The sequence below is a fragment of the Hydrogenovibrio sp. JE_KL2 genome (genome assembly GCF_009296185.1).
In the GTDB taxonomy this organism is placed as follows: Bacteria; Pseudomonadota; Gammaproteobacteria; order Thiomicrospirales; family Thiomicrospiraceae; genus Hydrogenovibrio.
In genome coordinates this window covers 351508-377500 of the sequence record NZ_WBJR01000003.1, presented here as the reverse complement: position 1 = coordinate 377500, position 25993 = coordinate 351508, and the positions used below count along the sequence as shown (strand labels likewise).

Here is a 25993-nt window from a genome sequence, read left to right as displayed (position 1 = left end):
TCGGTTTGGGGTACGATTCTTTATTACCTGAAGCTTAGAAGCTTTTCTTGGAAGCATGGCATCAACAACTTCGTCCAAAATAGGACTCCTCATCACGCCTCAGTATTAAGATCCCGGATTTGCCTAAGATCTCTACCTAAACGCTTGAACTTGCAACCATCAGCAAGCTTGCCTAGCCTTCTCCGTCCCTCCATCGCAGTAATAAAAAGTACAGGAATATTAACCTGTTTCCCATCGACTACGCCTTTCGGCCTCGCCTTAGGGGTCGACTAACCCTACGTCGATTAACGTTGCGTAGGAACCCTTGGTCTTTCGGCGAGGGAGCTTTTCACTCCCTTTGTCGCTACTCATGTCAGCATTCGCACTCGTGATACCTCCAGGATGCTTTACAACACCCCTTCGCAGGCTTACACGACGCTCCTCTACCATGCCATAAATGGCATCCGCAGCTTCGGTACACTATTTAGCCCCGTTAAATCTTCGGCGCAGGCCGACTCGATCAGTGAGCTATTACGCTTTCTTTAAAGGGTGGCTGCTTCTAAGCCAACCTCCTGACTGTCTAAGCCTTCCCACATCCTTTCCCACTTAATAGTGTTTAGGGACCTTAGCTGGCGGTCTGGGTTGTTTCCCTCTTGACTACGGACGTTAGCACCCGCAGTCTGTCTCCCATGATTGCACTTCTTGGTATTCGGAGTTTGCAATGGGCTGCTAAGCCTTGACGGCCCGCTAGACCATAACAGTGCTCTACCCCCAAGAGTGATACATGAGGCTCTACCTAAATAGATTTCGAGGAGAACCAGCTATCTCCGAGCTTGATTAGCCTTTCACTCCGATCCACAGCTCATCCCCGCATTTTTCAACATACGTGGGTTCGGTCCTCCAGTACCTGTTACGGCACCTTCAACCTGGCCATGGATAGATCGCCCGGTTTCGGGTCTACGCCATGCTACTAGTCGCCCATTTAAGACTCGGTTTCCCTTCGGCTCCCTTATTCAGTTAACCTTGCAACATAACGTAAGTCGCTGACCCATTATACAAAAGGTACGCGGTCACACCACGAAGGTGCTCCCACTGCTTGTACGTATACGGTTTCAGGTTCTATTTCACTCCCCTTCCGGGGTTCTTTTCGCCTTTCCCTCACGGTACTGGTTCACTATCGGTCGGTAGAGAGTATTTAGCCTTGGAGGGTGGTCCCCCCATATTCAGACAGAATTTCACGTGTTCCGTCCTACTCGAATAACACTTAATAAGATTTCGCATACAGGACTATCACCTTGTATCGTCACACTTTCCAGAGTGTTCTGCTATCTTAATAAATGCTTTAGGGCTGGTCCCCGTTCGCTCGCCGCTACTTAGGGAATCTCGGTTGATTTCTTTTCCTCCGGGTACTTAGATGTTTCAGTTCTCCGGGTTAGCCTCCCACAAGGGGATATCCATAAAGGATGGGTTTTCCCATTCGGAAATCCACGGATCAAAGCTTGTTTACTAACTCCCCGTGGCTTATCGCAAGTTACTACGTCCTTCGTCGCCTTCTACCGCCTAGGCATCCACCGTATACGCTTAGTCACTTAACTATACAACTCAAAAATAACCTTGACCTTTTGTGTTGTGTCCATCCCTTCAACTCTTTAAACACCTGCTAGAGTATTTAAAAATCCAGAATTTCTACAATCAAAGCCTAGTGAATTGCAGTAACTAAAAGTTTTTCGCTGACATGTTTCGCTTGAGTAGACTCAGTGTTGATCTTTCGATCTTCACTAAAACTAAATTGACTCAATTAAGACATTGTTACCTAGTACATTAATTAAGTTGAATTGCTTCTTCTTAATCAATGACTATTACTACGCACGAACCCGTTGGAGCAGGTTCGTGCTCCTATGACATGTCGGTGTCATAGGTTTCTCTTTTTCAGAGATTGATCCAAATTGTTAAAGAACTTTTTTAAAACATCAGTTTTATTGTTACCAATATCACTGCTAATAATTTCTGACAATCGCTCAGACATTATTCACTGTAATATTGGTGGAGCTATGCGGGATCGAACCGCAGACCTCCTGCGTGCAAGGCAGGCGCTCTCCCAGCTGAGCTATAGCCCCAAGTCATGGTGGGTCTGGGTGGATTTGAACCACCGACCTCACCCTTATCAGGGGTGCGCTCTAACCAACTGAGCTACAGACCCAGGTCTTTTCTTCTAGTAATACAGAGACAATTTATGTGGAAGCCAGCCTAAGCTCGTAGTCACTTTTTTCTTAAAGGAGGTGATCCAGCCGCAGGTTCCCCTACGGCTACCTTGTTACGACTTCACCCCAGTCATGAATCACAAAGTGGTAAGCGCCCTCCCGAAGGTTAGACTACCTACTTCTTTTGCAACCCACTCCCATGGTGTGACGGGCGGTGTGTACAAGGCCCGGGAACGTATTCACCGTGACATTCTGATTCACGATTACTAGCGATTCCGACTTCATGGAGTCGAGTTGCAGACTCCAATCCGGACTACGAAGGGTTTTATGAGATTCGCGCACTGTCGCCAGCTAGCTGCTCTTTGTACCCCCCATTGTAGCACGTGTGTAGCCCATCCCATAAGGGCCATGATGACTTGACGTCGTCCCCGCCTTCCTCCGGTTTATCACCGGCAGTCTCTTTAGAGTTCTCAACTAAATGGTAGCAACTAAAGATAAGGGTTGCGCTCGTTGCGGGACTTAACCCAACATCTCACGACACGAGCTGACGACAGCCATGCAGCACCTGTCACTGCGTTCCCGAAGGCACCAATCTATCTCTAGAAAGTTCGCAGGATGTCAAGGGATGGTAAGGTTCTTCGCGTTGCATCGAATTAAACCACATGCTCCACCGCTTGTGCGGGCCCCCGTCAATTCCTTTGAGTTTTAATCTTGCGACCGTACTCCCCAGGCGGTCAACTTATCGCGTTAGCTTCGCTACTAACCTTTTTAATAAGGCCAACAGCTAGTTGACATCGTTTACGGCGTGGACTACCGGGGTATCTAATCCCGTTCGCTACCCACGCTTTCGCACCTCAGCGTCAGTTTTAAGCCAGGAAGGCGCCTTCGCCACTGATGTTCCTCCAGATATCTACGCATTTCACTGCTACACCTGGAATTCCCCTTCCCTCTCTTAAACTCTAGACTGCCAGTATCGGATGCAATTCCTAGGTTGAGCCCAGGGCTTTCACAACCGACTTAACAGTCCGCCTACGCGCGCTTTACGCCCAGTAATTCCGAATAACGCTTGCACCCTCTGTATTACCGCGGCTGCTGGCACAGAGTTAGCCGGTGCTTCTTCTAAAGTTAACGTCACACTAAGCAGGTATTAGCTACTTAGCTTTCCTCACAATTGAAAGTGCTTTACAACCCTCGGGCCTTCTTCACACACGCGGCATGGCTGCATCAAGGTTTCCCTCATTGTGCAATATTCCCCACTGCTGCCTCCCGTAGGAGTCTGGGCCGTGTCTCAGTCCCAGTGTGGCTGATCATCCTCTCAAACCAGCTATAGATCGTCGCCTTGGTAGGCCTTTACCCCACCAACTAGCTAATCTAATATGGGCTCATCCTCTAGCGATACCTTCCAAGGAGAGGGCACCTTTAATCCGTAGATCACATTCGGTATTAGCATACGTTTCCATATGTTGTCCCCAACTAGAGGGCAGATTCCCATACATTACTCACCCGTCCGCCACTCGTCAGCAAGAAAGCAAGCTTTCTTCTGTTACCGTCATGTATTATTAAATACCTAAGTATTCAACAATTAACCATATACATAGTTGTCGAGATATTTATGTTTTTAGCAACTACTCACTTAAGTAGCTCCCACATAAATTATCTCTGTATTACCTGATTTTTAAAGAACTAAGTCCGGCAAAAACATCTTATAAAGATCCTTGCCTCTCTCCCAAAAAACTAGCTTGTCGTCCGAAAGAGATGCGTATTTTAAACATTCCTATTGGTTTTGCAACCCAAATTTATAAAAAAAGTTATTTTTTTTCTATAAACCGGCGCCAAGAAACTTCAAGCCATTGTTTTTATTGACTTTCCAAGATTAGATCTTCTTTATTGGTTGGCTTACTTTTTAGCTTCAGTAAATCCAAGTTCAACCCTTTTTCTTTAATAACGGGTTTATCGAAGGTTCCTGAGACTTCATAACGGTATGTAACCAAATCATCATTCACCATCGGAACCACTTTTAAAAAGGCATAAGCGGCTAAACCGGCAAGTGGATTTGCCGCTCCACTTAATGCGACCAGCGCAGGAATGCTTTCACCAATAGCAGGTGTAATGTCCGCTTTAAGCGACATATCTTTTTGAATCAGGTTTATCTGCCCGAATACATTAGCAGAAGCAGCAGGTGCTTTAAGTTCAAGCTTTTCTAAATCAAACACACCTCTATTAAATTGACCATTTCCTTTTATGCTGTCATAAGCCAGCCCTTTATCCGTAACATCGGACACATCCAACTTCAACCGACGTGCTAGTGAATCAAAACTTAGCAATCCTAGCACCCTTGCAATGCCAGGCTCCGCATTAACAATGACACCATTTTTTAACGAGAAGTCTATCGTGCCTTTTATCGTAATTGGTGAGTAACAGTCATAGGCGCCCGCCCATGTCACTTTCATTGCTAATCGACCATCTTTACCAGTAAAGCCTTTTTTGACACCTAACAAATTGGATAACTGTTCGACATTAGAGGCATGAATATTGCCATCCAAAGAACTTAAGTTTGCTTGCTTATCGAAACGATACTCCCCGGATAACACGGTATGTAATCTCGAGAAATCTGCACTTAACTTCGACAATACGATTTCTTTATCACTATCCGACAAATCAAAACTTAACTTTGAAACCAAGCGATCATTTACTTCAATATTTGTCCCCGTAAAATGAATCCTCGGTAAGTTAATCGGATTCTCGTGAATTGCGCACTTTGGTTCAGCACCAGACTTATCAGCAATAGGCGCTAAATCCGTAGCCACTTTTTTATCTTTTCCTTCATTTTGTTTTTTAGTTTTTAATTTCAAAAAAGTAAGGTCAACATTAAAGGCATCTGAGTCGGATTTAGTCATCACCAAAGCCGTTTCATCAGCTTTAAGATTGAACGCGAGGAATTTTTCTTTTTGACTCGGACGTTTAACGGAATCCCAGTTCATATTAACGTGGTGAAAATCATGCCCGCCTAAAACAAGCTTATTGACCTTTAAGTCAGATGCCTGCCACACAACCACATCCGAAGGCTTAGTAGACCTTGCGGTATTCGACAATAAGTCATTCCACCCATCTACATCAAGAGAAGGGACTTCTCCATGTACACGATATCCCTTTATTGGCGCAGGAAAGCCTTCAGACTTACCGCCCAATACCAGCCTCAAATTCTTAGGCGTTGATTTATCAGTATCCCAGTCTGCATAGAATTTAGCATTGCCCGCGACAATCCCTTTGACCTTCACCATTTGTTTCTGAACAGTCAAATCTAATTGACATGACTTTTTATGATCTGCTGTTGCAACAAAGGTTTCCATCGGACTCGGCAACAAACTCTTCACTTTTTCTAGACTGGCGTTTGTAACCACTTTGACAGGTTCTGTTTTTTTCAACGGAATCACAACCTGCGTCGTCCATGGCAACGGACCTTGCAAGTACTGATTGTTTAACACTGCATCACCATGGGATTGAAGCAAAACCCGTTCTTTCTGGGTTTGCACATCAAGGGTCAAATTACCCCCCATCGCTTGCCCTGAAATAGGCTTAACGGACTCTACTTTGGACTCGGTAAAGTTGAGTTTGCCGTTCAGTTTTTGTAAATCAATCACATCAAACAATTTGGCATTCACATCCGACAACGAAACACTACCATTCACTGCCTCAGACTTTTTGCCAAATCCATAAACCGGCACCCAGATTTTTTTCAATCCAACATGTACTGCACCCTGCGCAACCAATTGAGAATCAAGAAACGCTTTGAGGCCCAACTTTCCAGTTAATGGCGTATTATTTATAAAGTTGAGCGCATCCTGCGCATCGGCATCGGCATTACCGGAGATATCAACCGCGATATTTTTACTGTCCAGGTTATTGATATTCACTTCGACATTTGATGCATCCACATCCATTAGTTTTGCTTTAGTGGATGTGATCTTAAGATCATACGGCGTGAACTCAAGCTTGGCCGCAAAGTCTTTTACTGAAGGCCAATCCGGTTGGAATTTCAGCTCCGTATTTTGAACAAAAGCTTCGGCTTTAAAAAAACCTGGAGATTTTTTAAATGGAAAATTCTCCAGCTTCCCCTTAAAGTGAGCTATGCCATGAACGTCATCTCCACTAACGAGTGCAGATTTCAACCAATGTTCCAATGGCTTGGACATAATGCTGTACGGAAGGTATGCTTTCACTTTTTCGACAGTGCCAGGCACAATCGTTGCCGTCGCATCCACCCCTCCCTCTGGCAAGCTGGAAGCAACCAGGGTTGCGGGCATGTCATCCATGGTGAAGTTGACTTTATCTAAAGACCATTGACCTTCCCCTCTCTGACCAACGGTCAACTGAATAGGTTTAGCAAACGTAAACTTGATGGGCTCCGGCTTGATGTACTTGGACAACAATGCCACCGGATCTAAAATTCGAATTTGTACCTTGCCATGATCTTTGTTAAAACTAAGGCGACTAATCGTTAACCCGGGAATGCCTTCTTGAGGCTCAAGTTTGATAGACGGCAATTGAAAGCTAAGCTTTGACAAAGAAGCCGTTTTAAAATTGAACACACCACTCAATTGTTTCAACTCCAAAGACTTCAATTCTTTACCAACACCTTGGTACTCAATGCTATGCAAAACCACATCAAACAACGGCTTGATCTCATGGAGTTTGAATTTTTCAGCTGAAAACGACAAGTTCTGGTTTTGAGTCAAACTGAAGTAAACGGGGGAAATCGTCTGGACATATTGATCATCAAAGCGCAATTTTTCGAGCTCAAAAACCCAGTCAACGAAGGATCCGGTAATAAAGTCGGCCTTAGATCTCAATCTTAAGGTGACACCAATACTTTTTGGTAATAAGCGATCATGTGCAGGCCAACTTAAGTCTTGTATCGTCAAATAAGTTCTTAAACGTTTTAGACGTCCGGCTTGAAGTCGGAACTTAATATCACCAACCATTTCGCCCTTAGGGAGCTTAGCTGTAACCTTTGTAGAAGCAAAATGATAGACATCATCCAAGCTGATCGGTTTTAAGATAGAAACGGAACCTTCCCCTTCCTCGGGCACATTCCATAGATTGGTAGAAAAATCCCCCTTGACCTGCACTTCATTGGCGACCTTTTGGCCTGTCATTATCTCCAGCAAACCGACGAAAGACCACCTCAGCCCAAAAAATGACTGAAACAGCTTTACATCAACCGTAAAGGGTTTGGCTTGATTGAAGGTCAATTGCGCATTGTCTACCTTGATAGATTTCCACAGTTTCTGTAAACGCCAACGTTTAACATGCTCCGGGAAGTTTTGCCAATTCACATCACTAACGGTTGTGTCGGTTCCACCACTTAGCAAAACGGTCAAACCACTCAGCTCCAAGTGGTGTCCATACTTCAACTGCGGAATCCAAGGAGCAAAAATATTCACATCACCGGAAAGCTTCTGTAAGGCAAGATGAGTGGTGGCATCATCATATTTCAAACCATTGATTTGAAAGTCAGCCCCCAACCAGTTTTGATCGGCTTGAATAGAATCAACATGAATTTGTGATTGCGTGACGGTTTCAACAAAAGAAATCGCCGTATCTGGCGCATATTGAACCCAGGTAATGAATGCTCTCATCACAAGTAAATAGGCAACAAAAATCCCTACAACAATCAGAGAGATTCTATAAAACCAATCACGCATGGAAACCTTACCTAAAACTTCAATTCAAACGTCAACATCGTGTTTGCTTAAGACATCACAACATCGAATTGCTCAACAAAATACCCGCTTTCAGCCTGAAAACGGATGCTTTTCTCCAAGAAGCTTTCCAACTCCGCTACCCTTGTAGAAGCTTCATCCAAGATATAAGAAACCACTGACTCGGCGGCAATCACTCGATACTTTTCAGCATCAAACTGCTTTGCCATCCGTGTAATTTCACGGAATATCTCAAAGGAAATCGTCTCAGGCGTTTTGACCGACCCTCTCCCATGACAAACCAAGCAGGGTTCACAAAGCGTTCTTTCCAAACTTTCTCTGGTACGTTTACGCGTCATTTCAATCAATCCGAGTGAAGAAATCTCACTCATGGAGGTTTTCACCCGGTCTTTTGCCAACTCTTTCTGCAGTGCTGCATACACGACCTTCTTATGCTCTTCGACGTCCATATCAATCAAATCAAGGATGATAATACCACCCAAGTTTCGTAATCGTAGCTGCCGTGCTATTGCTTGAGTCGCTTCCAAGTTGGTTCTAAAAATGGTTTCTTCTAAGTTTTTATGCCCAACAAAACCACCTGTATTGACGTCAATCGTTGTCATAGCCTCAGTCTGATCAATTACCAAATAACCACCAGATTTTAGGTTCACACGCTTTTCCAACGCCTGTTGAATTTCTTCTTCAATGTTATAAACATCAAAAATCGGGCGTTCCCCTTGGTAGCGATGGAGCTTATTTGATAATTCCATCACATAAGACTCCGCGAAGTCTTTCATCTTCTTGAAGGTTTCAAGAGAATCCACTCGAATTTCTTCAATACGGTCACTAGGGATGTCTCGCAACAAATGAAGATACAAGGGTAAATCTTCGTAGATTAACGCCGAGGTTCTGACCTTTTTCGCTTTTTCTTGAATCACACCCCAAAGCTTTTGCAAGTAAATCAAATCTGCCCGCATCTCGTGGAAGTCAACCCCTTCAGCAACCGTTCGTACGATAAAACCACCTTCCGATTCGGTTGTTTCCGGCATGGATTTAATCAACTCTCTCAAGCGTTCGCGCTCATCTGCATCTTCGATCTTCTGAGAAACACCCACCATCTTTTCGCCCGGCATATACACCAACATACGCGAAGGAATGGTCACATTCATTGCCAAGCGAGCGCCCTTAGAACTGATGGGATCTTTAACGACTTGTACCATCACTTTCTGTCCAGCATGAAGAAACTTGGTGATATCTTCGCAATCCGGCTCCACCGTTTTTCCAACGGCGCTCGGACAGACATCCGACACATGCAAAAATGCCGTACGCTCCAAACCGATGTCAACAAACGCTGCTTGCATCCCAGGCAAAACTCTGTCGACCTTGCCAATGTAAATATTACCGACCAACCCTTTTTTGTTGGCTCGTTCAATCCAGACTTCTTGTAGCACCCCGTTCTCCACCCATGCAACCCGGGTTTCATAAGGGGTGACGTTCACCAAAATTTTTTCTTCATTCGACATAATGCTTCACACTTCGCTTCACATATCATTTACCGGCTGATAAAAACCGGACTCTTTTAATAATTCCTGTAATTCAAATAGCGGCAACCCCATTACACCTGAGAAGCTGCCTTCGATTTTTTCGATAAACCCTGCCGCTATACCTTGGATCGCATAGGCACCTGCCTTATCGCATGGTTCACCGGTTCGCCAGTAGGCTTCTATTTCTGCGTCACTTAAGGTGCGAAAGAACACGCGTGTTTTGTTCAATGCCGAGAAAGTGGCGCCATCATGCATCACGGCAACAGATGACAACACTTCATGCGAATGACCGGATAACTGCTTGAGCATTCGATAAGCATCTTGCTGATTTCTCGGTTTTTCAAACACCTTGCCCTCAAACAGTATCAAGGTATCGCCGCCGATTACCCAAATATCATTACCTGCCAACTTGTTGTAACCCGAATCGGCTTTCTCGAACGCCATGCGAAGCGCATAAGACTCTGCCGACTCGCCCGGCAACCCCACTTCTTCTACCGGTGCATTGACTACTTCACAATGCAGATTGAGCTGTTTTACCAACTCAAGCCTTCTTGGCGAGCTGGACGACAAAAACAATTTATTTTGTTGTGAGACACCTAAACTCATAAAAACCTTTCCAACAAAAAACCGACCCAAACGCCTATGGCAATCACAAAACTCAGCAATACCGCAGCTGAAGCTTGATCCTTGGCTCGCCCCGAAAGCTCGTTGTATTCATGACCAATTCGATCGACCGCCGTTTCCAATGACGAGTTCAACAACTCGACAATCATGACAAAAATCCACACCCCCAACAGTATCGCAATGTCCCACGCCGTCTTTCCTAGCCAAAAGGCGATTGGTGTCAGCACCACAAACAACCAGACTTCCTGACGAAAAGCTTCTTCTTCTCTGTAAGTCGACACCAAACCATTTATAGAGTTCATCCCTGCATATACAATACGCTTAATTCCTTTGTGGGGAGATTTCACAACGAATCCTTTTACAAATTTAGAGTGAGCCAGTAATATTCGACAAATGCCCTCTATTCTACCTGCAATAAAAGGCAATATTTAGAAGAAACCTTTAAAAAATAAGACCGACAAAATGGATATTATCATTCAAGACCATTCACCAGAAAACCTGGAAAAGATTTACGAAAATAAATTTCTCTATCAAACCGAAACTTATTCTTTGATGTGTGAGGAAACAGACATCCCATGGTTGCAGTTCATTCCGAACCGCGAATTGTCAGATACCGACTATGCTGCAAAGCTTTATGGTGAGATTTACCGCGTGGCGGGCTATTTGAAAAACAAAGGACTGGCAGAGCATTTTAATGTTGCCAAAATCGGCAATAAGCTTCCCTATTACCATATTCATCTGGTTTTCAGAAAGCCGAATGATGAAGCGTGGCCGGAGCCAATTTGGTGCCTACCGAACTTAACGCCTAATGAGAAAATAACGCAGAAACTAAAAACCTTGCTGGCTGAGTTTTACGCCTAAAACCTTTTGCCCGCCCCTCTTACCCCAACCTGGCAGATTTTAGCGGCTTGCACTAGGACAAGGCTTTAAGAAAAACCTGAGCTGAATGCAGCCCTTGCTTAGTAGAAAAGTCTTCTAGTTGGTGGCGACAACTGGTGCCTGTCGCCACAATTAATGCATCGCCATCTTCAACTGCCGGCAACAAGGTTTGCTCGGCAATTTTCTTTGAAACATCATAATGACGATAGCCAAACTCACCTGACATGCCGCAACAACCTGAAGCAATGCGTTCAACTTCTAGACCAGGAATCAGGCTTAATGCCTTTGCAACATCCGCTTCTTTCGCCAACGATTTCTGGTGACAATGGGTATGCACCTTCACTTTCTGCGTTAATGTCTGGAAAGGCAGTTCGCCTTTTTCGGCTAGCTTCAATACCGCTTCCTCAAACAATAAAATCTGCCAGGTTGGGGTCTCTGCCTTCATTAAGGCTTGAGCTTCATCGCGCCATACCAAGACCTCCGAAGGCTCGATACCCACAACCCAATCATTTTCCTGAACGGCTGACAGCTGATGACTGATGTTTAGCAAAGCTTTACGAGCGTCATCCAGCAAGCCTTGGCTGATTAAAGCTCTTGGAGATGCCTCTAGAAAAATCGGCTGAACCTCACACCCCAACTTATGCAATGTCAAAATTGCGGCTTGACCCACTTCCGATTCTTGATAGCGACTGTATAAGTCACACAAAAGCCAAACGCGTTGGCGACTGTCTTTCGTTGTACGATCCGTCGTTTGCCACCAGCGACTTAATTCCAGATTAGAAAGTGTAGGTAAGGCTCTACGGCTGTCAACATTCATCAAGCGCTTCACCCAAACCAAGTTTTGTACTCGGTTATAAACACTGGGGAAAATGCTCCCCATTCGCATCAAAAAGCCGTAATACTTCAACGCCAAGCGAGACAAACTCATTTTGCCTGTTTGATAAAGCACTTCCGCCTTTAATCTCGCCATATCAACATTGGCCGGACACTCGGAGTGACAGGCTTTGCAACCCAGACACATTTCCAAAGCGTCCTGCAGCTCGGCACTTGAAAGCGCTGCCTGAGGGTTTGGTTCCGTCAATGCGTAACGCAATAAATTACTGCGCCCTCGCGTAGAGTAATTTTCTTCTCTGGTGGCTTGATAGGACGGGCACATGGTACCGGTCGATTTACGACACGCCGCTGCGCCATTACATTTTTCCACAGCATCCATGAGCGATAAATCTTTGGACCAATCAAACCCCGTCGCAAGCCTTTCTTTCGGCTGACGGTTGGCACGCAAATTATCGGTAATCGGCATATCGCCGATAATGACACCAGGGTTCAATAAATTTTGCGGGTCAAACAATCGCTTTAAATCGACCAAACACTGGTAAACGGTTTCACCGACTTGCTCCTTGATAAAAGGCGCGCGGATTCGACCATCGCCATGCTCACCGGAAATCGCACCACGATAAGACTTCACCAGTTTTGAGTTACGCTTGGCGATTTCTTCAAATAGCTGCCGCCCTTTTTCCGTTGCCAAATCCAATTCCGGGCGAATATGAATCAACCCGACAGAAGCATGACCATAGTAAATACAGCCAACGCCCAGCTCTGCCATCATTTGCTCAACATCATGATAATAATCCGGCAGCTTGGCAACCGGCACAGCCGCATCCTCAATGACAGCAACCGCCTTCTGGCGCGTGACCTTACCCATCAGTAAACCAAGGCCAGCTTTGCGGATGCTCCATACTTTGTCGCTGTCCGCCGCATCAATAATCGGCGTGGCATAAGAACCATTCTCAGCCAGCCATGCCTGGCAAATTCTTAAACGTGCGTTCAAGCTATCCAAACAATCATCAAACAGCTCAACCACCAAAACGGCCGCCGGGTCATCTTGTATCCAAAATCGGTTCAGCTGCAAAGCCTTGTTGTCCTTAGTTCCTTCAAGCGTTGGGCGGTCAATCAACTCAATCGCTGCTGGGTGAAATTGTAAAAACTCAGGCACAACCTGCATCGCCTCACGCACGGAATGGTAATGCGCACAAATCAATTGACGATGTTTCGGCGCATCCACCAACCCCAACCTGGCAGATTTTACAACCGCAAGCGTTCCCTCACTGCCACAGATAAGCGGTGCTAAGTTAAATGGTTTGCCATGAGGGTTAAACGGCTGATGATGGCGATACAACTCATCCAAAGCATAGCCGGTGTTGCGACGTTTGATAGATGCATCGGGAAAGTTTTCAAGAATTGTGTCGCCGTGCTCTTCAAGCATAGACACCACACCGCGATACAAATGCCCTTCCAAAGTATCAAGTGTTTGCTTGTGCGCCAACTCTTCTGAGGTCAAATCCTCAAAAATCACTTCAGAACCATCTGACAGAATCACTTCAACAGACTTGACGTGTTCTCGGGTCGTGCCGTAATAAACCGAGTAGGAACCACAGGAGTTATTACCAATCATGCCGCCAATCATCGCGCGATTGGAGGTGGAGGTGTCTGGCGCAAAACGAAGGCCATCGGCTTTTACGTAAGCATTCAAATCATCCTGAATGACGCCGGGCTCGACAACAACTTCTTTTCTCTCAGGGCGATAATCCAGAATTTGCGTCAGATGCTTGGAGACATCAACCAACACTTCAGAGCCGATTGCCTGACCGCCAAGCGATGTTCCGCCAGCTCTCATCGTAACGGATTGTTTATTGGAAAAGGCGTCACGGCAGGTTTTGACAAGCTCAGGCAGAGAACGAGGTGTGACCCATTGGTTTAACGGGAATTCGTAAACTGAAGCGTCTGTAACGGTTTTATGACGATCTCGTTTCATCTTTAATTTCTTCTTCGATCTTCGAAGATTCCGTATCATAGAACCATAGCGCCGACATAATCATCAGTATTAATACAACATAAAGATGGTATTGAAACTTCATGGTAATTGTCTGATCTGAAAGCATGAATTCCATTAATGCTTCAATTAATACCATACCAGTTAATGCAAGCGATAACTTCTCAAGTTGCTTCGTTTGAATGGCTTTTCTTGCATACTTTAACATGACTACAAAAGGGTAAAGGAGGACTGAAAGGACAATAACAAATCCTAAAACACCTTTTTCCGAGAGAAGCAGCATATAATCATTATGAGGGTGCCCCCACAGTTTCCCTACTACCAATCCTTCATTCAAATATTTCTGAAAATAAACATTAAAGTTATCAAACCCCCAACCAAAGAGCGGTTTTTCTAAAAATGCCCAATAAGCCGCCTTCCACATTTCAAAACGGTAACCAAGTGAAGTATGTGCGTTACCATTCATATACGCTTGAATACTATTCAGGGTTTGTAGAATCCTTTTCTCAACCGGTAATTCATGCCACATTAGATACAATACAACACCCAAAGCAGCGACAATTCCCCAAATAATATAATTGAATTTTCGATCTATTTTAGGAAGCAAAAAAACCAGCGTCATAAAAACAAGTAACATCGTCAACCAACCACCACGAGATCCGGATAACAAGCTTAACAAGATTCCTGAAATCATCGTAATTAAAGCCAACAACTTCCACCTCTTGCCTTTCAATCCCAAAACAGCTAAAAGTGACAGCATGCCAAATAGCATACCTAGATTTCCTCTTGCAATTGGTGTCTCTAAAAGACCCGTTCCTCGAGTGGGATCTTCAACAACAATCAATAGAGAACATAAAAGTGCGTAGAGCCCCGAAAGTACAATTATTTTCCAGATTGTTTGTGCATTAAGACGGTAATTAACAAATAGCAGTGCTATAAAGTAGACCCAAATGGTATCCCGAAAACTTTGGAACCTAAACTCGAATAGCTTTTCCCAATTTTTTGTCACAACCAAACCAAGAAAAATAATGAGCAAAGCGGACCAAATCAAATAGACTTCAACCCTCAGCTCTTTAGGAAGAACTTTATTCGGAAAAAATTTAAAATACCCCCAAATTCCCCATAAAATAATTGCATAAAACACAACATCCACTTGTTTAAATAATGTTGCGGATGCAATAAAAAAAGTGACTATCAGAGTCAACAAAAGAAATAAAGAACGAGTTGCACTTTCGAAAGTTAAACTTCTAACCACTGTTTCGCAACCTTTTTCACATCAAAATCTTCAATCCTTGACAAAGCTCCCCACCCAAGAGAATCTCGTAACGCAGAGTTTTTCGCTAACAAATCCACTTTCTCGGACAATGCCGCAACATCGCCACAGGACACTAAAATGCCACTTTTATTATTTTCTATAATTTCATCAGGACCATTAGGGCAATCGAAAGAAATGACGGGGAGTCCGACTGACATAGCTTCCATCAATACTAGAGGCCACCCCTCTAACCGAGACGACATAACATAAAAATCGGCCTGAGCCAACAAATTAAAAGGGTTCTCCTGTTCACCCAGCAAAGTTACGTTAGTTTGTAAAGAAAGAGCCTGTATTTGGTGTTCAAGGACCTCTTTCTCATCTCCGCCTCCAACGATCCACAAATGGTAACCATTATTATCAATGCGTTTAAATGCCTCAATGAGCAAGTCAAAACCCTTATGGGAATGAAGCCGACCAACCGTCATGACATTAATCTTATTTTTAGGCAATTCAATCGATGGTGGCAATTTTTTGGCATCATCAACCATAGAAAGGTCAATTGGATTGGGGACAAAGGTGACTTTTTCCTGCTGTAGACCTAGTGAAATCAATCCTTCTCTAACGCCTTCAGATACGGCTAACACTCTGCCAACCTTTCCATAATGCTGTGTAATTCTTTTTTGAACTTTAGCTGACATCTTCTGTATCGGATTATGAACGGTCAAAACCACTTTATCTGGCACACCAGCCAATCTTGCCGCTATCGAAAGAGGATAATTTGCATCTTCTGAAAAACCATAAATCCTATCAAAAGGGTACTTCTTCAAAAGCTTATACAAATGAAACACTTGACTCCAAATCATCCCTCTAAATGGAATCCCCTTTAAAAGAAAGTCACCTCCAACAGGATAACTTGGATCTGCATTTCTAAATATGCTCAAATAAACATCATGCTCCTTTTCCCACTCTTGTGACAAAAGGCTTAAAACTCTTGATACACCAGCCCTAACAACGCCATTAGCGACAATTAATACTTTCAATTAAATATCCCTCTTCATAACACAAGGCAGCCTTTTGACCTTTAAGTCTTTAACAAAAACCTGAAAATACATATTCATCAGCCTTTCCGCCATAAAACCAAAAACCCTTGCTTGATATGGGTATGCACTAACCTGTATTCTTTTTTCTACTTCAAACAAAATATCAAAAAGCCACTCGCAGTACTGTGCAAAAATATCTCTTTTCATAACAAACATATTTGCCCAAAACTGGCTTTTAGTCTGGTTAAAATATGAATCAATTTCATCAAACGTTATTGGGTGCTTTTCCCTCAAAACACTTATTAACACATCCCAATCTTCAGGGATATGTCTACATTTATAGTGTTTAGCAATCGACATATGCTGACTTTCTTCTTTCGGTAAGAGAAGATCATATCGCGCCAACAAATTCTCTAGTGAATCATCGCTGAAATAATCATTTAGGTTCTCATTACCCAGAGAATATTTTGCAACCCAATAATCTTTAATTGAAGGTTGTGTTTTTAATATGCGTCTATAGTGAAATAACCCAACATGAGTGTATTCTTTTGGCAAATTCTTCCATGCCCAATACATTGCTGTTAACTCGCAGTAATTCGCATTTTTTTCAGCAATATTGTCCCCTTCATTATCACTAAGCCAATGTGGAGGCACATCAATCTTGTGATTCACATTAATCGGCGTAGCTATGGAAGTAGCTAACATCACCTCAGGTTTATGAGTAACGACTAAAACAATAGGATTCATCTAGTTTTTTCACTCAATGCTGGCATCTTTTCTCCAGTTTCAAAACACATTAAAAATTTTTCCGCTATCTCCAAAGCTTCCTGTATTGTGACATCCATATCCAAATACCGATAAGTTCCAAGCCTCCCCAAAAATGTAACTCCATCTTCGTTTTCTGCAAGCGAAATATACTCTAAAAGTTGTGTTTGTTCAGATGCGAGTCTAATCGGATAATACGGAATATCACCTTCAGAACATTCTCGACTAAATTCTCTGTAACAAACCGTCTTTTCATGACTTTCCCATGGTGAAAAATGTTTATGTTCAGTGATACGAGTAAATGGAACATCCTTATCGCAGTAATTTAAGACCGCTGTACCTTGATAATCATTCGTATCGGGGTAAAAAACTTCAAAATCTAATGTTCTATATGGGAGTGAGCCAAACTGATAATCAAAATAATGATCAATCGGACCGGAATAGAAAACGTGACTGTAGCTTGAAGCTTTATCGCGATCAAAAGAGGTAGACAATTTAACTTCAATATTTTCATGATCAAAAAGTTTTTCAAAGATTTCAGTATAGCCATTCTTTGGCATTCCCTGATACTTGTGACTGAAATAATTGTCATCATAATTAAACCGAAGCGGCAATCGTTTCAAAATACTTGCAGGCAATTCTTCAGGCTGAAGTCCCCATTGTTTGATGGTATACCCTTCAAAAAATGACTCGTACAACTCTTTACCTACAAACTTTAGCGCCTGCTCCCTAAAGTTTTGGGGCTCATCAATTGTTTGATCTGAAATAGTCTGAATAAATTCTCTTGCCTGATCTGGCGACAGGGTTTTATTAAAAAATTGATTAATCGTCAGCAAATTAATTGGAAGGGAAAAAACACGTTCCTTTGCTATCGCTTTTACCCTGTTAACGAACGGCATAAATTCAGCGAATTGATTGATAAAATTCCAAACTTTTTCATTATCAGTATGAAAAATATGGGGGCCATACACGTGTTTGTTGACGCCTGTTTGGACATCTCTTTCAGTAAAACAGTTTCCACCTATATGAGATCTTTTTTCATAAACACTGCACTTAAAACCTGCTTCGGCTAGAACATGCGCAACAACCCCGCCGGAGAAGCCCGCACCAATAATTGCTACGTCTTTACTATTATTTTTTTTCATATATTAACTTTACTAAAACGACTTATACCAGTCCACAAATCTATCAATTCCAACCTCAATCTCAGTTTCAGGTTTAAAACCTGTATCTGCAATTAAATCATCCACATCAGCAAAGGTTCGTGGCACATCTCCTGGCTGCATGGGTAAATTATTACGTATAGCTTTCTTGCCTGTTGCAGACTCTATAGCGTTGATAAACCTTTCCAAAGTAATGGGCTGATTATTACCAATGTTATAAATTTTGTAGGGCGCGTGAGCCATTGTGAACTCGCTAGATTGGGGTTGAGGAATACGATCCATAACACGAACAACACCCTCAACAATATCGTCGATATAAGTAAAGTCACGCTCCATTTGTCCATTATTGAAAACATCTATCGCTTCACCCGCTAGAATCTTTTTCGTAAATGAAAAGTAGGCCATATCAGGACGACCCCATGGGCCATAAACTGTAAAGAAACGTAGACCTGTGGTTGGAATGTCATATAAATGACTATAGGCATGAGCCATCAACTCATTCGATTTTTTAGTTGCTGCATAAAGCGAGATTGGAAAATCCACCCTATCTTCAGTAGAAAATGGAATCTTAGCATTCATTCCATAAACGGAACTAGAGGAAGCATAGACCAGATGTCCAACTTTTGTTTGTCGACATCCTTCCAAAATATTTACAAAGCCAACCAAGTTTGAGTCGACATAAGCATGAGGGTTTTGCAACGAATAACGAACACCTGCCTGCGCTGCAAGATGAATCACTCGATCGAATTTCTGCTCATCAAACAAAGCTTGCATTGCAGGTCGATCAGCAATATCCATCTCTATAAAACGATAGGAATTTACCAATCCTTGCTGCTCGCAAAATTCTTTTAACGCATTCAGACGCCCATTCTTCAGACTAATATCATAGTAATCATTTAAGTTATCAATGCCGACAACCTCATGCCCTTGCTTCAGTAACGCTTGAACCGTAAAAAAGCCTATAAATCCTGCACTACCAGTAACTAAGATTTTCATTAATCCTTCCCAAACAAATCACGCGTGTATACTTTATCTTCAACATCATAAAGCTCTGCTGTGATGCGGTTAGCGACTATCACGTCACATTGAGATTTGAACGCTTCAATATCTTTCACCACACTGGAGTTAAAAAACTCATCCTCATGCAAAACTGGCTCATAAACCACAACTTGCACGCCTTTCGCTTTAATTCGCTTCATCACACCTTGAATGGCTGATGCCCTAAAATTATCCGACCCTTGCTTCATCACTAAGCGATAAATCCCAACAACTTTTGGCTTGCGGCTCAATATAGAATCAGCAATAAAGTCTTTACGGGTTGTATTGGCATCAACAATCGCTCTAATGATATTGTTAGGAACATTTTGGTAATTCGCCAAAAGTTGCTTGGTATCTTTAGGTAGGCAGTAGCCTCCATATCCAAACGAAGGATTATTATAGTGATTGCCAATTCTTGGATCTAAGCCAACCCCTTCAATCACTTGCCTTGAACTCAAACCATGAGCCTCGCAATAAGAATCTAGCTCATTAAAATAAGCCACTCTCATCGCCAGATAGGTGTTAGAAAACAGTTTAACAGCCTCAGCTTCAGTCGCATTGGTAAATAAAACAGGAATATCTGTTTTTATGGCTCCCTCAACCAACATATCTGCAAACACTCTAGCACGCTCTGAGTCCTCTCCAACGATAATTCTAGAAGGATAAAGGTTATCGTAAAGCGCCTTGCCTTCACGAAGAAACTCAGGGGAGAAAATTAGATTCTCACAGCCAAACTGCTGCTTTATATCATCTGTATAACCAACAGGGATAGTGGATTTTATAACCATCACGGCATCAGGATTGATAGCCATTACGTCCCCAATCACAGCCTCTACAGACGAGGTATTAAAGGTATTTGTTTGCGTGTCATAATCCGTTGGCGTGGCAATAATGACAAAGTCCGCTTCTTTGTATGCCAAATCTTTATCTAAGGTAGCTGAAAAATTTAGGTTTTTATTCGCTAAGTACTCTTCAATTTCCGCATCTGCTATCGGCGAACGCTTTGCATTCAATAACTCTATTTTCTCAGGGATGATATCCAGAGCAACAACGTCGTGATGTTGCGCTAACAACACCGCAAGTGACAATCCAACATATCCTGTTCCAGCAATTGCTATTCTCATACAAACCTACTTAATGCCCAATATTACTTTTAAAAACGTCTTTACGAATCCCATATTATTTTTCATAAACACCCTAGAAAGTAATAACGCATTATCACCTGCTTTTGCAACACCTCTAACAGTTGTGGTTGCAGTCTTATAAGCACGAGACTGTTCGATAAAGTTCACAACATTTAGCGTAAAATCACCATATGGGTAACAAAAGTCTTGAAACTGTCTTCCAGGGAAAAAATTCTCTAATTTTGTTTTAGGGTTTAAAATTTCTTCTGTATATCGAGACTCTTGCAAGTTAAGCAAACTTACATGAGTTGCAGTATGTACCCCAATATCCTGACCAGAATTAAGCCAAGTATTTAAATCAGGAATGTCCATAAGATTATGTCTATCTTTGTATCCCTCATCCCAACGGTTATAGTTGCCAACTTCATCACTCACAACATAGCATGTTGAAGAAAATCCATATTTATTAAGAATGGGGAGAGCATTCTCCAAAACATCTTTATAACCATCATCAAAGGTAATACCAAACACCTTGCCTTCTTTTTTACCATCCAAATAAGGAAGCAACTCTCTCATACTTTTGCCTTGATAGCCAAAAAAGCTCAAGACTTTCATCTGAAGATCAAACACCCTTGGCGAAACAAAAAGGCTTTTCAACGGCGTAGCTTCTGAAACGCTTGAAACATGGTGATACATTAGGATTGGAACTTTTTTCATATTTGTTCAACCCAACAATGCATAATATTTTTTATAGGCATGCGAAATATCAAATGTTTCAGCGTAGGACTCATAATATTGTTCTGGATATAGTGGTAAATGTTTAATCGTCTCAGCCATCTCTTTAAGCATTGTTTTATTTTCTTCAAAAATGAGCTTTGGAAACTTTTCACCTAAAATCGTTTGTGGTCCCGCAGAGTTAACCGCCAGAGAGGCAACTCCCAACAATAATGCCTCTGCAACGACTAAAGAAAACCCCTCTGACTCAGACATTGAAACCAGAGCTTTCGCATTCCTGAGAATAGGATAAGGGTTCGGTTGCCAGCCTAAAAAGTGCACCCTACTTTCTAACCTTTCGCTTTGAACGCGTTTTTTTATGTTCGGCAATTGATCCCCATCACCAATTACAAGCAAATGAAAGCTGTTTGGCAAATACTTCAAAAGTTCAACCGCCAGATAAACTCTTTTACCCTCTGATAGCCGCCCCAATGCCACTAGGTACTCTTCAGGCAAAGCCATAGTCAACTTTTCGGTAGCCATTGTTTTTACCAAGTCACAGTTAATCGGCGGAAAAATAACTGACATACTCTTAGGCTTAATACCCAATTTCTTAGTCAAACTTTCTTTTACACCATCACTATTCACAATGATATTTTTTTTATTGAATAGCCTTCTATATTTAAACGTTCTTTCCATGTTCTTAAAGGGCGTGTAAAAGCTATAACGCATAGTTGAATAATCGGCATGAACGACATAAAACTGTTTATCGTTAGGAATTCGTTTTTGTACAGACAACAACTTATAAGCATCAAATGAATTAGCAAAAAATGCATCGACACCATTTAAAAAATGCATCTCAATCAAGGCCAAAAAACGCTCTATTAATTTCTTTCTGGCCAATGCTTTGGGTAAAAAAAACGCAGGTACCAATAAATCATCTGGCACTTTCTCTTGGTTATTCGAAAGCACAATAATCGCGACCTGATTACCCTGTTCATAAAAATAATTCGCAAGGCTCCTCACATAACCTTGAGTGCCTCCACCATGAAGACTATGAACAATAAAAACAACTTTTTTCATTTAAAATCTAACTTTCAAATAACTCTTTAAATAACTGACAAGGTATGGCATCTTTAACAACTAGTCCCTTCTTCGCCAAAACTTTCTGCTGATTGTCATCAACAATGAATTTTTCAAATTCTTCATAAAGCTTACCCTCATCCAACAAACGTACCCAACGTCTATAATGATCGCCCATACGAACATTGCCCTTCGAGAGCAATTCACGCCGATGTTGAATATTGGCCTCAAACTGCTCCCATGATCGAATGGGGTAATGATAAACTCGAATACCGCTTTCTTGTCTTGCCGTAAACCACTTTCCAATATGCCTTGCTCGATGGTTACCACCACTAATTTTGATAAACCCTTTGGGATTCACAATTACTTTGGGGCTAATGTTTGCAAAAAACATGGAAACCGAGTCATCTTGTAATTCTGCCTGCTTGTCATAGCAAATAGGATAGCCGACCCTAAAGCTGGCCTGAGAGAAATGATAACCTGATTCCAATGCGGATTCTGTTAACAACATATTACTTCGCTTAACGGTAACGACTGAATCCCTGTGATTCAGGTAGTCCTTTAAGCTCTTGCCTCCATCTTGAGGAATCCAAAATTCATCGGCATCGTTACTGATAACCCAATCAGCTCCCATTTTCGCGCGCGCTCTAATCGCCAGTTGTTTCATCCATTTCGCTTGTTGGTAGACGCCGGATTCATCTATCACTTGAAGATCGAACTCGCTTTTTAACGACTCCAACTTTTCACGAGTGCCATCTGTCGACCCGTTATCCATAACCAAAAATGCATCAACACCTAGCTGACTGTGCAAGCGAATATTATGTTCAATAATATCAACTTCATTTCGACATAAAATCGTCATTACCAAACGGTCCGAGACAGACTTGGATCGATTCATTTGCAAGAAATAGCGCATATGATGCATCATTGTACGACTTCACCTATTGATTTAACGACATGCACACCCATCGCATGCATCAGTCCAACAAATTTATTTTGAAATGGATCACTCTCCGACAAAATCGAAAACACCTCCAATTCAGGACGAATCCATCGTACTGTCAGTAATGCTGTTCCCACATCACCAACAACATAGCATTCTCGTTTTAATGCCGGCAAGACAAACTCCGAGGCCAGTTTTGCCGGCACAATGACTTCAACACCGAGCGCTCTAAGACTAAAAAAATCCTCTTCTTCAACACGAGGGTGATACTTTACCGCAATACGTTTTTTCTGTGCCTTTAACGTGGATATGGAAGCTTTTAGATTCTGCTCATAGCCTCGCATTTTAAGCACGTTATTGGGATGAGGAATAAATACCAACATATCCACTTCACTTAACAGCTTGGCCTCAAAATCAAACGCTTTCAAAACAGATGATGAAAATTGCTTCACTTGCTCGGCAACGAACCACTCTTGCTCTATCGAACAAACTTTCTTTCCTCTTGTGATCTCCGATACTGCCTTTTTCGATTCAAAAAGCCAAGCTTCATCAATCCACGAAGAGGCTCCTACCGTAGTGGGTTCTTCCCACCAAAAACCATAGGCTAACTTTTTCAACAATGAGTTGATTTTGTCCTTGTACCATTTATAGGGTCGGCCCGCATACGAATACAAGCCATCATCCAAATAAAAACCAGTGACAGCATCTCTTCCATCAAAACGTGAAGCTTGATGCATAGCGTATTGAAACTCAGCTCTTCGGTCACTTCCCACGCCAATGCGCGTTGGTTGAACATTCATTACCATTTGCTTAAGTGAAGCAAAAACGGCTTTACGAGCATCACGCTTACTCTCACTTTTTGTCGGCTGACACAACACCTCCACACTTTCAAAAGGAGAATCATCCCACCGCTTCAATACTGAAGCATATGGAGAATCCGCCGTTTTCTGGTCAATCAAACACAACCAAGCACGTTGCGAATCTCGAAACCTCAAAGCATGCGCGACACTGACCAATAAATTTAATGGTGTCGATGGCAAATATAAGGTTCGTTTTTCCATATTACAAACCTATAGACTGATAAGCCTGTCCATCTAAACAAAGCTGTAGCTTCTTCGATAGAACTGCCCAGTGCTCATCCGTAGGACCTTTCATCGCATCACCTGGAATCGCATAATCTTCCTGCAAATAACAAAGATAGTTGTTAACCGCAGACTCATCCAACTGCCATGTTTCAAGCTCGCCTAGTGCTTGAATAAGTTCTGACTGTTTTGAAACAGGTTGGGTAAGCCCCTCAAAGCCATAAATGGCTTGTCCCATCACAATCACTTTTTTATGTGCAATCAACGCTTCCATCCCCACTGTGGAGTTCACCGTAATAACGGCTTCAGCATGTTGCACCAACTCTATCGTTGGCTTATCTAGGACAAAATGGATTTGAGGATGATGCTTATCGATAATATCTGTATAGTCTTCTGGGCAAGCAGGATGAGGTTTAATGACAAATTGTTGATGGGAAAACTTCTCTGCCAGCGCTTCAATCTCAGAATATAACGCTCTCATATCTTTGATCCAAGGAGAGTGCAAATAAATATTACTATCTTCAACGACTTGAAAAGGGATAAAAATATAGGATTCCGGTAGGTCTTGTGATTTTTTAACCGGTTCAAACTTCAATTGCTCTTCCGGCTTTAGCCGACATTGATACTGCTTGTAAAAATCAATACGCCTCGGTGTTGCAGCATAAAAATCAACACCTTCCGGATCTACAACCGAATATCCCGGTAGCGGGCCTGTTTCAAAGAACACCAAAGGCACTTTTTGCTGCTGCGCCGCAATAACAAGAATCGCCTGGCGAAACTTCTTACCATTCCATACACCAATAAGCGCATCCTTGTTATCAGCTATCCACAATGAATAGCGCCCAAAAAGATACTTGGCTCGCAAGGTCTCCACAAAACCGAATAAAGACCAGAACCATTGAGCTTTGCCACGACCTTTACGACTGGCTTTTTTACGATTTTGTAAAATACATACCTGATGCTCAATTGCCTCAAGCACATTGAGAGGCAACGGTAAAAACACTTTGAAAAGTGCTTGAAATGCAAAGGGAATCTGGGAAGATTTGACAGCCAAAACCTGCTTACCCATTAAACTGACATGCTGAGTAAGCGCTTCAAAATATCGTGCTTGATCACGGCTGGCTGCAAATAGAATCAATCGTTTAGACATGGTGAACAGAGCTCTTAATCCCAGACTCCAAAGCATCCATAAACGGATAACGTTTTTTCAGCTTACCGCGTTTTTTGGCATTCATTTCAGATAAGTCTTTTCTCACAAGTGGTAACGCCATTCTAAACCAATAGTCATCAAAAGGCTCTGCCTCCAATACGTCTTGCCAAAACGCATTGTAGTCAAACTTGTCCAGCTTATACTGTGTTTTTTCTTCTCCCTGGAAGACATGTTTCTCATGGCGAATGCCAAAAATTTCTGTCATTCCCCACTCACTCATCAAGGCTGCTAAGCCAATAAAAAGATATTTATGCGGCGGAATACCTTGTGTTTTCGTGGTAAAAGCCCGCGCCAATTCCAAAGTGTTTTTCCCTCCCTGAACACCTGCAATAAAAACTGACTGCTGTGCTAAAAGAAAATTCATATAGTAAAGGGGGGTGCCATTCACCCAAAGACCTATCGAACTCAATCCTTCACGCCTATTTTGGTGAATATGCAACAATTTCATTTCCAGTTGTAAACTGTCTTCCAACTCCGTTTTAAACAGATTCACTCCACCTTGAGTCAAATTTTGAATACTTTCACTAGACAAATGAGCGTTTAAAATCCTGTAATGTTCGACAATACTCGGAATCAAACTATGATTATCCGTCTCAGCGAGTTCTTGGCGAGAATCTTTATGCATAAAGACATACATGCGTTTAAACAAGTAGTAGACATAACCATGCTGACTTAAGGACTTTTCAATTCCCAAGCCTTTAAATGCAGAGTGCAAACTACAAATCCAATCATACTTTTTCGCAAACCAAAATAGGCTTTTGATTTTATCTTTATGGGTTGCCGTCGAGTCTTTAAACAATGCCGCGAGCGCTTTCAA

18 protein-coding genes, 2 tRNA genes and 2 rRNA genes (1 of these 22 cut by a window edge) are annotated in these 25993 nt (G+C 42.4%); 1 reads left to right on the top strand and 21 read right to left on the bottom strand.

Translation table 11 applies throughout. The annotated features are described in order from the left end of the window. From F8R13_RS07765 to F8R13_RS07730, 8 genes are all read right to left on the bottom strand, one after another. Positions 1 to 1574: ribosomal RNA gene (locus F8R13_RS07765) — 23S ribosomal RNA — on the bottom strand (it extends 1261 nt beyond the left edge of the window). A gap of 446 nt (positions 1575 to 2020) precedes the next feature. Next, positions 2021 to 2096, bottom strand: a tRNA-Ala gene (locus F8R13_RS07760). A 6-nt stretch (positions 2097 to 2102) separates the two neighbouring features. Then, positions 2103 to 2179 (bottom strand) — tRNA-Ile (locus tag F8R13_RS07755). Between the two features lie 72 nt (positions 2180 to 2251). Next, positions 2252 to 3789, bottom strand: a 16S ribosomal RNA gene (locus F8R13_RS07750). Together the 16S and 23S rRNA genes with 2 tRNA genes alongside form the textbook arrangement of a ribosomal RNA operon. A gap of 247 nt (positions 3790 to 4036) precedes the next feature. Beyond that, positions 4037 to 7885, bottom strand: a complete 3849-nt coding sequence (locus F8R13_RS07745) for a YhdP family protein (RefSeq protein ID WP_152833242.1) — start codon at positions 7883 to 7885, stop codon at positions 4037 to 4039. A 47-nt stretch (positions 7886 to 7932) separates the two neighbouring features. Next, a complete protein-coding gene (rng, locus tag F8R13_RS07740; RefSeq protein WP_152833239.1) occupies positions 7933 to 9405 on the bottom strand; it encodes a ribonuclease G in 1473 nt (490 codons plus the stop codon). Between the two features lie 18 nt (positions 9406 to 9423). After that, positions 9424 to 10032, bottom strand: a complete 609-nt coding sequence (locus F8R13_RS07735) for a nucleoside triphosphate pyrophosphatase (protein WP_152833237.1) — start codon at positions 10030 to 10032, stop codon at positions 9424 to 9426. After that, positions 10029 to 10397 carry a diacylglycerol kinase gene (locus F8R13_RS07730; RefSeq protein WP_371414926.1) on the bottom strand — a complete coding sequence of 123 codons (369 nt, stop codon included), beginning with the start codon at positions 10395 to 10397 and terminating at the stop codon, positions 10029 to 10031. The genes F8R13_RS07735 and F8R13_RS07730 overlap by 4 nt, the downstream gene beginning before the upstream one ends. 115 nt (positions 10398 to 10512) lie before the next feature. Between F8R13_RS07730 and F8R13_RS07725 the strand changes: the two genes are divergently transcribed. Beyond that, a complete protein-coding gene (locus F8R13_RS07725; RefSeq protein WP_152833235.1) occupies positions 10513 to 10911 on the top strand; it encodes a hypothetical protein in 399 nt (132 codons plus the stop codon). A gap of 52 nt (positions 10912 to 10963) precedes the next feature. Here the strand turns inward: F8R13_RS07725 and F8R13_RS07720 are convergent, their stop codons facing one another. From F8R13_RS07720 to F8R13_RS07660, 13 genes are read right to left on the bottom strand one after another with little or no spacing between them, the layout of a single operon-like run. Then, on the bottom strand, positions 10964 to 13741 hold the full coding sequence (locus F8R13_RS07720) for an FAD-binding and (Fe-S)-binding domain-containing protein (protein WP_152833233.1): 2778 nt from the start codon (positions 13739 to 13741) through the stop codon (positions 10964 to 10966). Continuing rightward, entirely contained in the window at positions 13722 to 15014 is a 1293-nt protein-coding gene (locus tag F8R13_RS11840) for an O-antigen ligase family protein (RefSeq protein ID WP_152833231.1), read from the bottom strand. Before F8R13_RS11840 ends, F8R13_RS07720 begins: the two co-directional genes overlap by 20 nt. Next, positions 14999 to 16054 (bottom strand): glycosyltransferase, encoded by a 1056-nt coding sequence (locus tag F8R13_RS07710; RefSeq protein ID WP_152833229.1) that lies wholly within the window; start codon positions 16052 to 16054, stop codon positions 14999 to 15001. Before F8R13_RS07710 ends, F8R13_RS11840 begins: the two co-directional genes overlap by 16 nt. Next, positions 16055 to 16801: a DUF4422 domain-containing protein gene (locus F8R13_RS07705; RefSeq protein ID WP_152833227.1), complete on the bottom strand. Its 747-nt coding sequence runs from the start codon at positions 16799 to 16801 to the stop codon at positions 16055 to 16057. Beyond that, positions 16798 to 17964, bottom strand: coding sequence for a UDP-galactopyranose mutase (gene glf / locus F8R13_RS07700; RefSeq protein ID WP_152833225.1), 1167 nt, complete (start codon positions 17962 to 17964; stop codon positions 16798 to 16800). The genes F8R13_RS07705 and glf overlap by 4 nt, the downstream gene beginning before the upstream one ends. Before the next feature lie 12 nt (positions 17965 to 17976). After that, a complete protein-coding gene (locus F8R13_RS07695; RefSeq protein ID WP_152833223.1) occupies positions 17977 to 18978 on the bottom strand; it encodes an NAD-dependent epimerase in 1002 nt (333 codons plus the stop codon). Beyond that, positions 18978 to 20144 (bottom strand): nucleotide sugar dehydrogenase, encoded by a 1167-nt coding sequence (locus F8R13_RS07690; RefSeq protein ID WP_152833221.1) that lies wholly within the window; start codon positions 20142 to 20144, stop codon positions 18978 to 18980. The genes F8R13_RS07695 and F8R13_RS07690 overlap by 1 nt, the downstream gene beginning before the upstream one ends. Positions 20145 to 20150: 6 nt before the next feature. Next, complete coding sequence (locus F8R13_RS07685) at positions 20151 to 20861, bottom strand: polysaccharide deacetylase family protein (protein WP_152833219.1); 711 nt, start codon at positions 20859 to 20861, stop codon at positions 20151 to 20153. Between the two features lie 6 nt (positions 20862 to 20867). Further along, positions 20868 to 21941: a glycosyltransferase gene (locus tag F8R13_RS07680; RefSeq protein ID WP_152833217.1), complete on the bottom strand. Its 1074-nt coding sequence runs from the start codon at positions 21939 to 21941 to the stop codon at positions 20868 to 20870. A gap of 7 nt (positions 21942 to 21948) precedes the next feature. Continuing rightward, positions 21949 to 22869 (bottom strand): glycosyltransferase family 2 protein, encoded by a 921-nt coding sequence (locus tag F8R13_RS07675; RefSeq protein ID WP_253806389.1) that lies wholly within the window; start codon positions 22867 to 22869, stop codon positions 21949 to 21951. Next, entirely contained in the window at positions 22866 to 23945 is a 1080-nt protein-coding gene (locus F8R13_RS07670; protein WP_152833215.1) for a hypothetical protein, read from the bottom strand. Before F8R13_RS07670 ends, F8R13_RS07675 begins: the two co-directional genes overlap by 4 nt. A gap of 1 nt (position 23946) precedes the next feature. Then, entirely contained in the window at positions 23947 to 25116 is a 1170-nt protein-coding gene (locus F8R13_RS07665; RefSeq protein ID WP_172967733.1) for a hypothetical protein, read from the bottom strand. After that, entirely contained in the window at positions 25109 to 25993 is an 885-nt protein-coding gene (locus F8R13_RS07660) for a DUF535 family protein (protein ID WP_152833210.1), read from the bottom strand. The genes F8R13_RS07665 and F8R13_RS07660 overlap by 8 nt, the downstream gene beginning before the upstream one ends.

What these genes read in the sequence shown, in the direction of transcription:
- F8R13_RS07695 (WP_152833223.1), bottom strand. Translation starts at nt 18,978, where the DNA reads ATGAAAATCTTAGTTACTGGTAGTGCAGGATTTATAGGCTTTTTTACG.
- F8R13_RS07705 (WP_152833227.1), bottom strand. Translation starts at nt 16,801, where the DNA reads ATGAATCCTATTGTTTTAGTCGTTACTCATAAACCTGAGGTGATGTTA.
- F8R13_RS07685 (WP_152833219.1), bottom strand. Translation starts at nt 20,861, where the DNA reads ATGAAAAAAGTTCCAATCCTAATGTATCACCATGTTTCAAGCGTTTCA.
- F8R13_RS07745 (WP_152833242.1), bottom strand. Translation starts at nt 7,885, where the DNA reads ATGCGTGATTGGTTTTATAGAATCTCTCTGATTGTTGTAGGGATTTTT.
- F8R13_RS07690 (WP_152833221.1), bottom strand. Translation starts at nt 20,144, where the DNA reads ATGAGAATAGCAATTGCTGGAACAGGATATGTTGGATTGTCACTTGCG.
- F8R13_RS07735 (WP_152833237.1), bottom strand. Translation starts at nt 10,032, where the DNA reads ATGAGTTTAGGTGTCTCACAACAAAATAAATTGTTTTTGTCGTCCAGC.
- F8R13_RS07670 (WP_152833215.1), bottom strand. Translation starts at nt 23,945, where the DNA reads ATGGAAAAACGAACCTTATATTTGCCATCGACACCATTAAATTTATTG.
- F8R13_RS07675 (WP_253806389.1), bottom strand. Translation starts at nt 22,869, where the DNA reads ATGATGCATCATATGCGCTATTTCTTGCAAATGAATCGATCCAAGTCT.
- F8R13_RS07680 (WP_152833217.1), bottom strand. Translation starts at nt 21,941, where the DNA reads ATGAAAAAAGTTGTTTTTATTGTTCATAGTCTTCATGGTGGAGGCACT.
- F8R13_RS07665 (WP_172967733.1), bottom strand. Translation starts at nt 25,116, where the DNA reads ATGTCTAAACGATTGATTCTATTTGCAGCCAGCCGTGATCAAGCACGA.
- glf (WP_152833225.1), bottom strand. Translation starts at nt 17,964, where the DNA reads ATGAAAAAAAATAATAGTAAAGACGTAGCAATTATTGGTGCGGGCTTC.
- F8R13_RS07725 (WP_152833235.1), top strand. Translation starts at nt 10,513, where the DNA reads ATGGATATTATCATTCAAGACCATTCACCAGAAAACCTGGAAAAGATT.
- rng (WP_152833239.1), bottom strand. Translation starts at nt 9,405, where the DNA reads ATGTCGAATGAAGAAAAAATTTTGGTGAACGTCACCCCTTATGAAACC.
- F8R13_RS07720 (WP_152833233.1), bottom strand. Translation starts at nt 13,741, where the DNA reads ATGAAACGAGATCGTCATAAAACCGTTACAGACGCTTCAGTTTACGAA.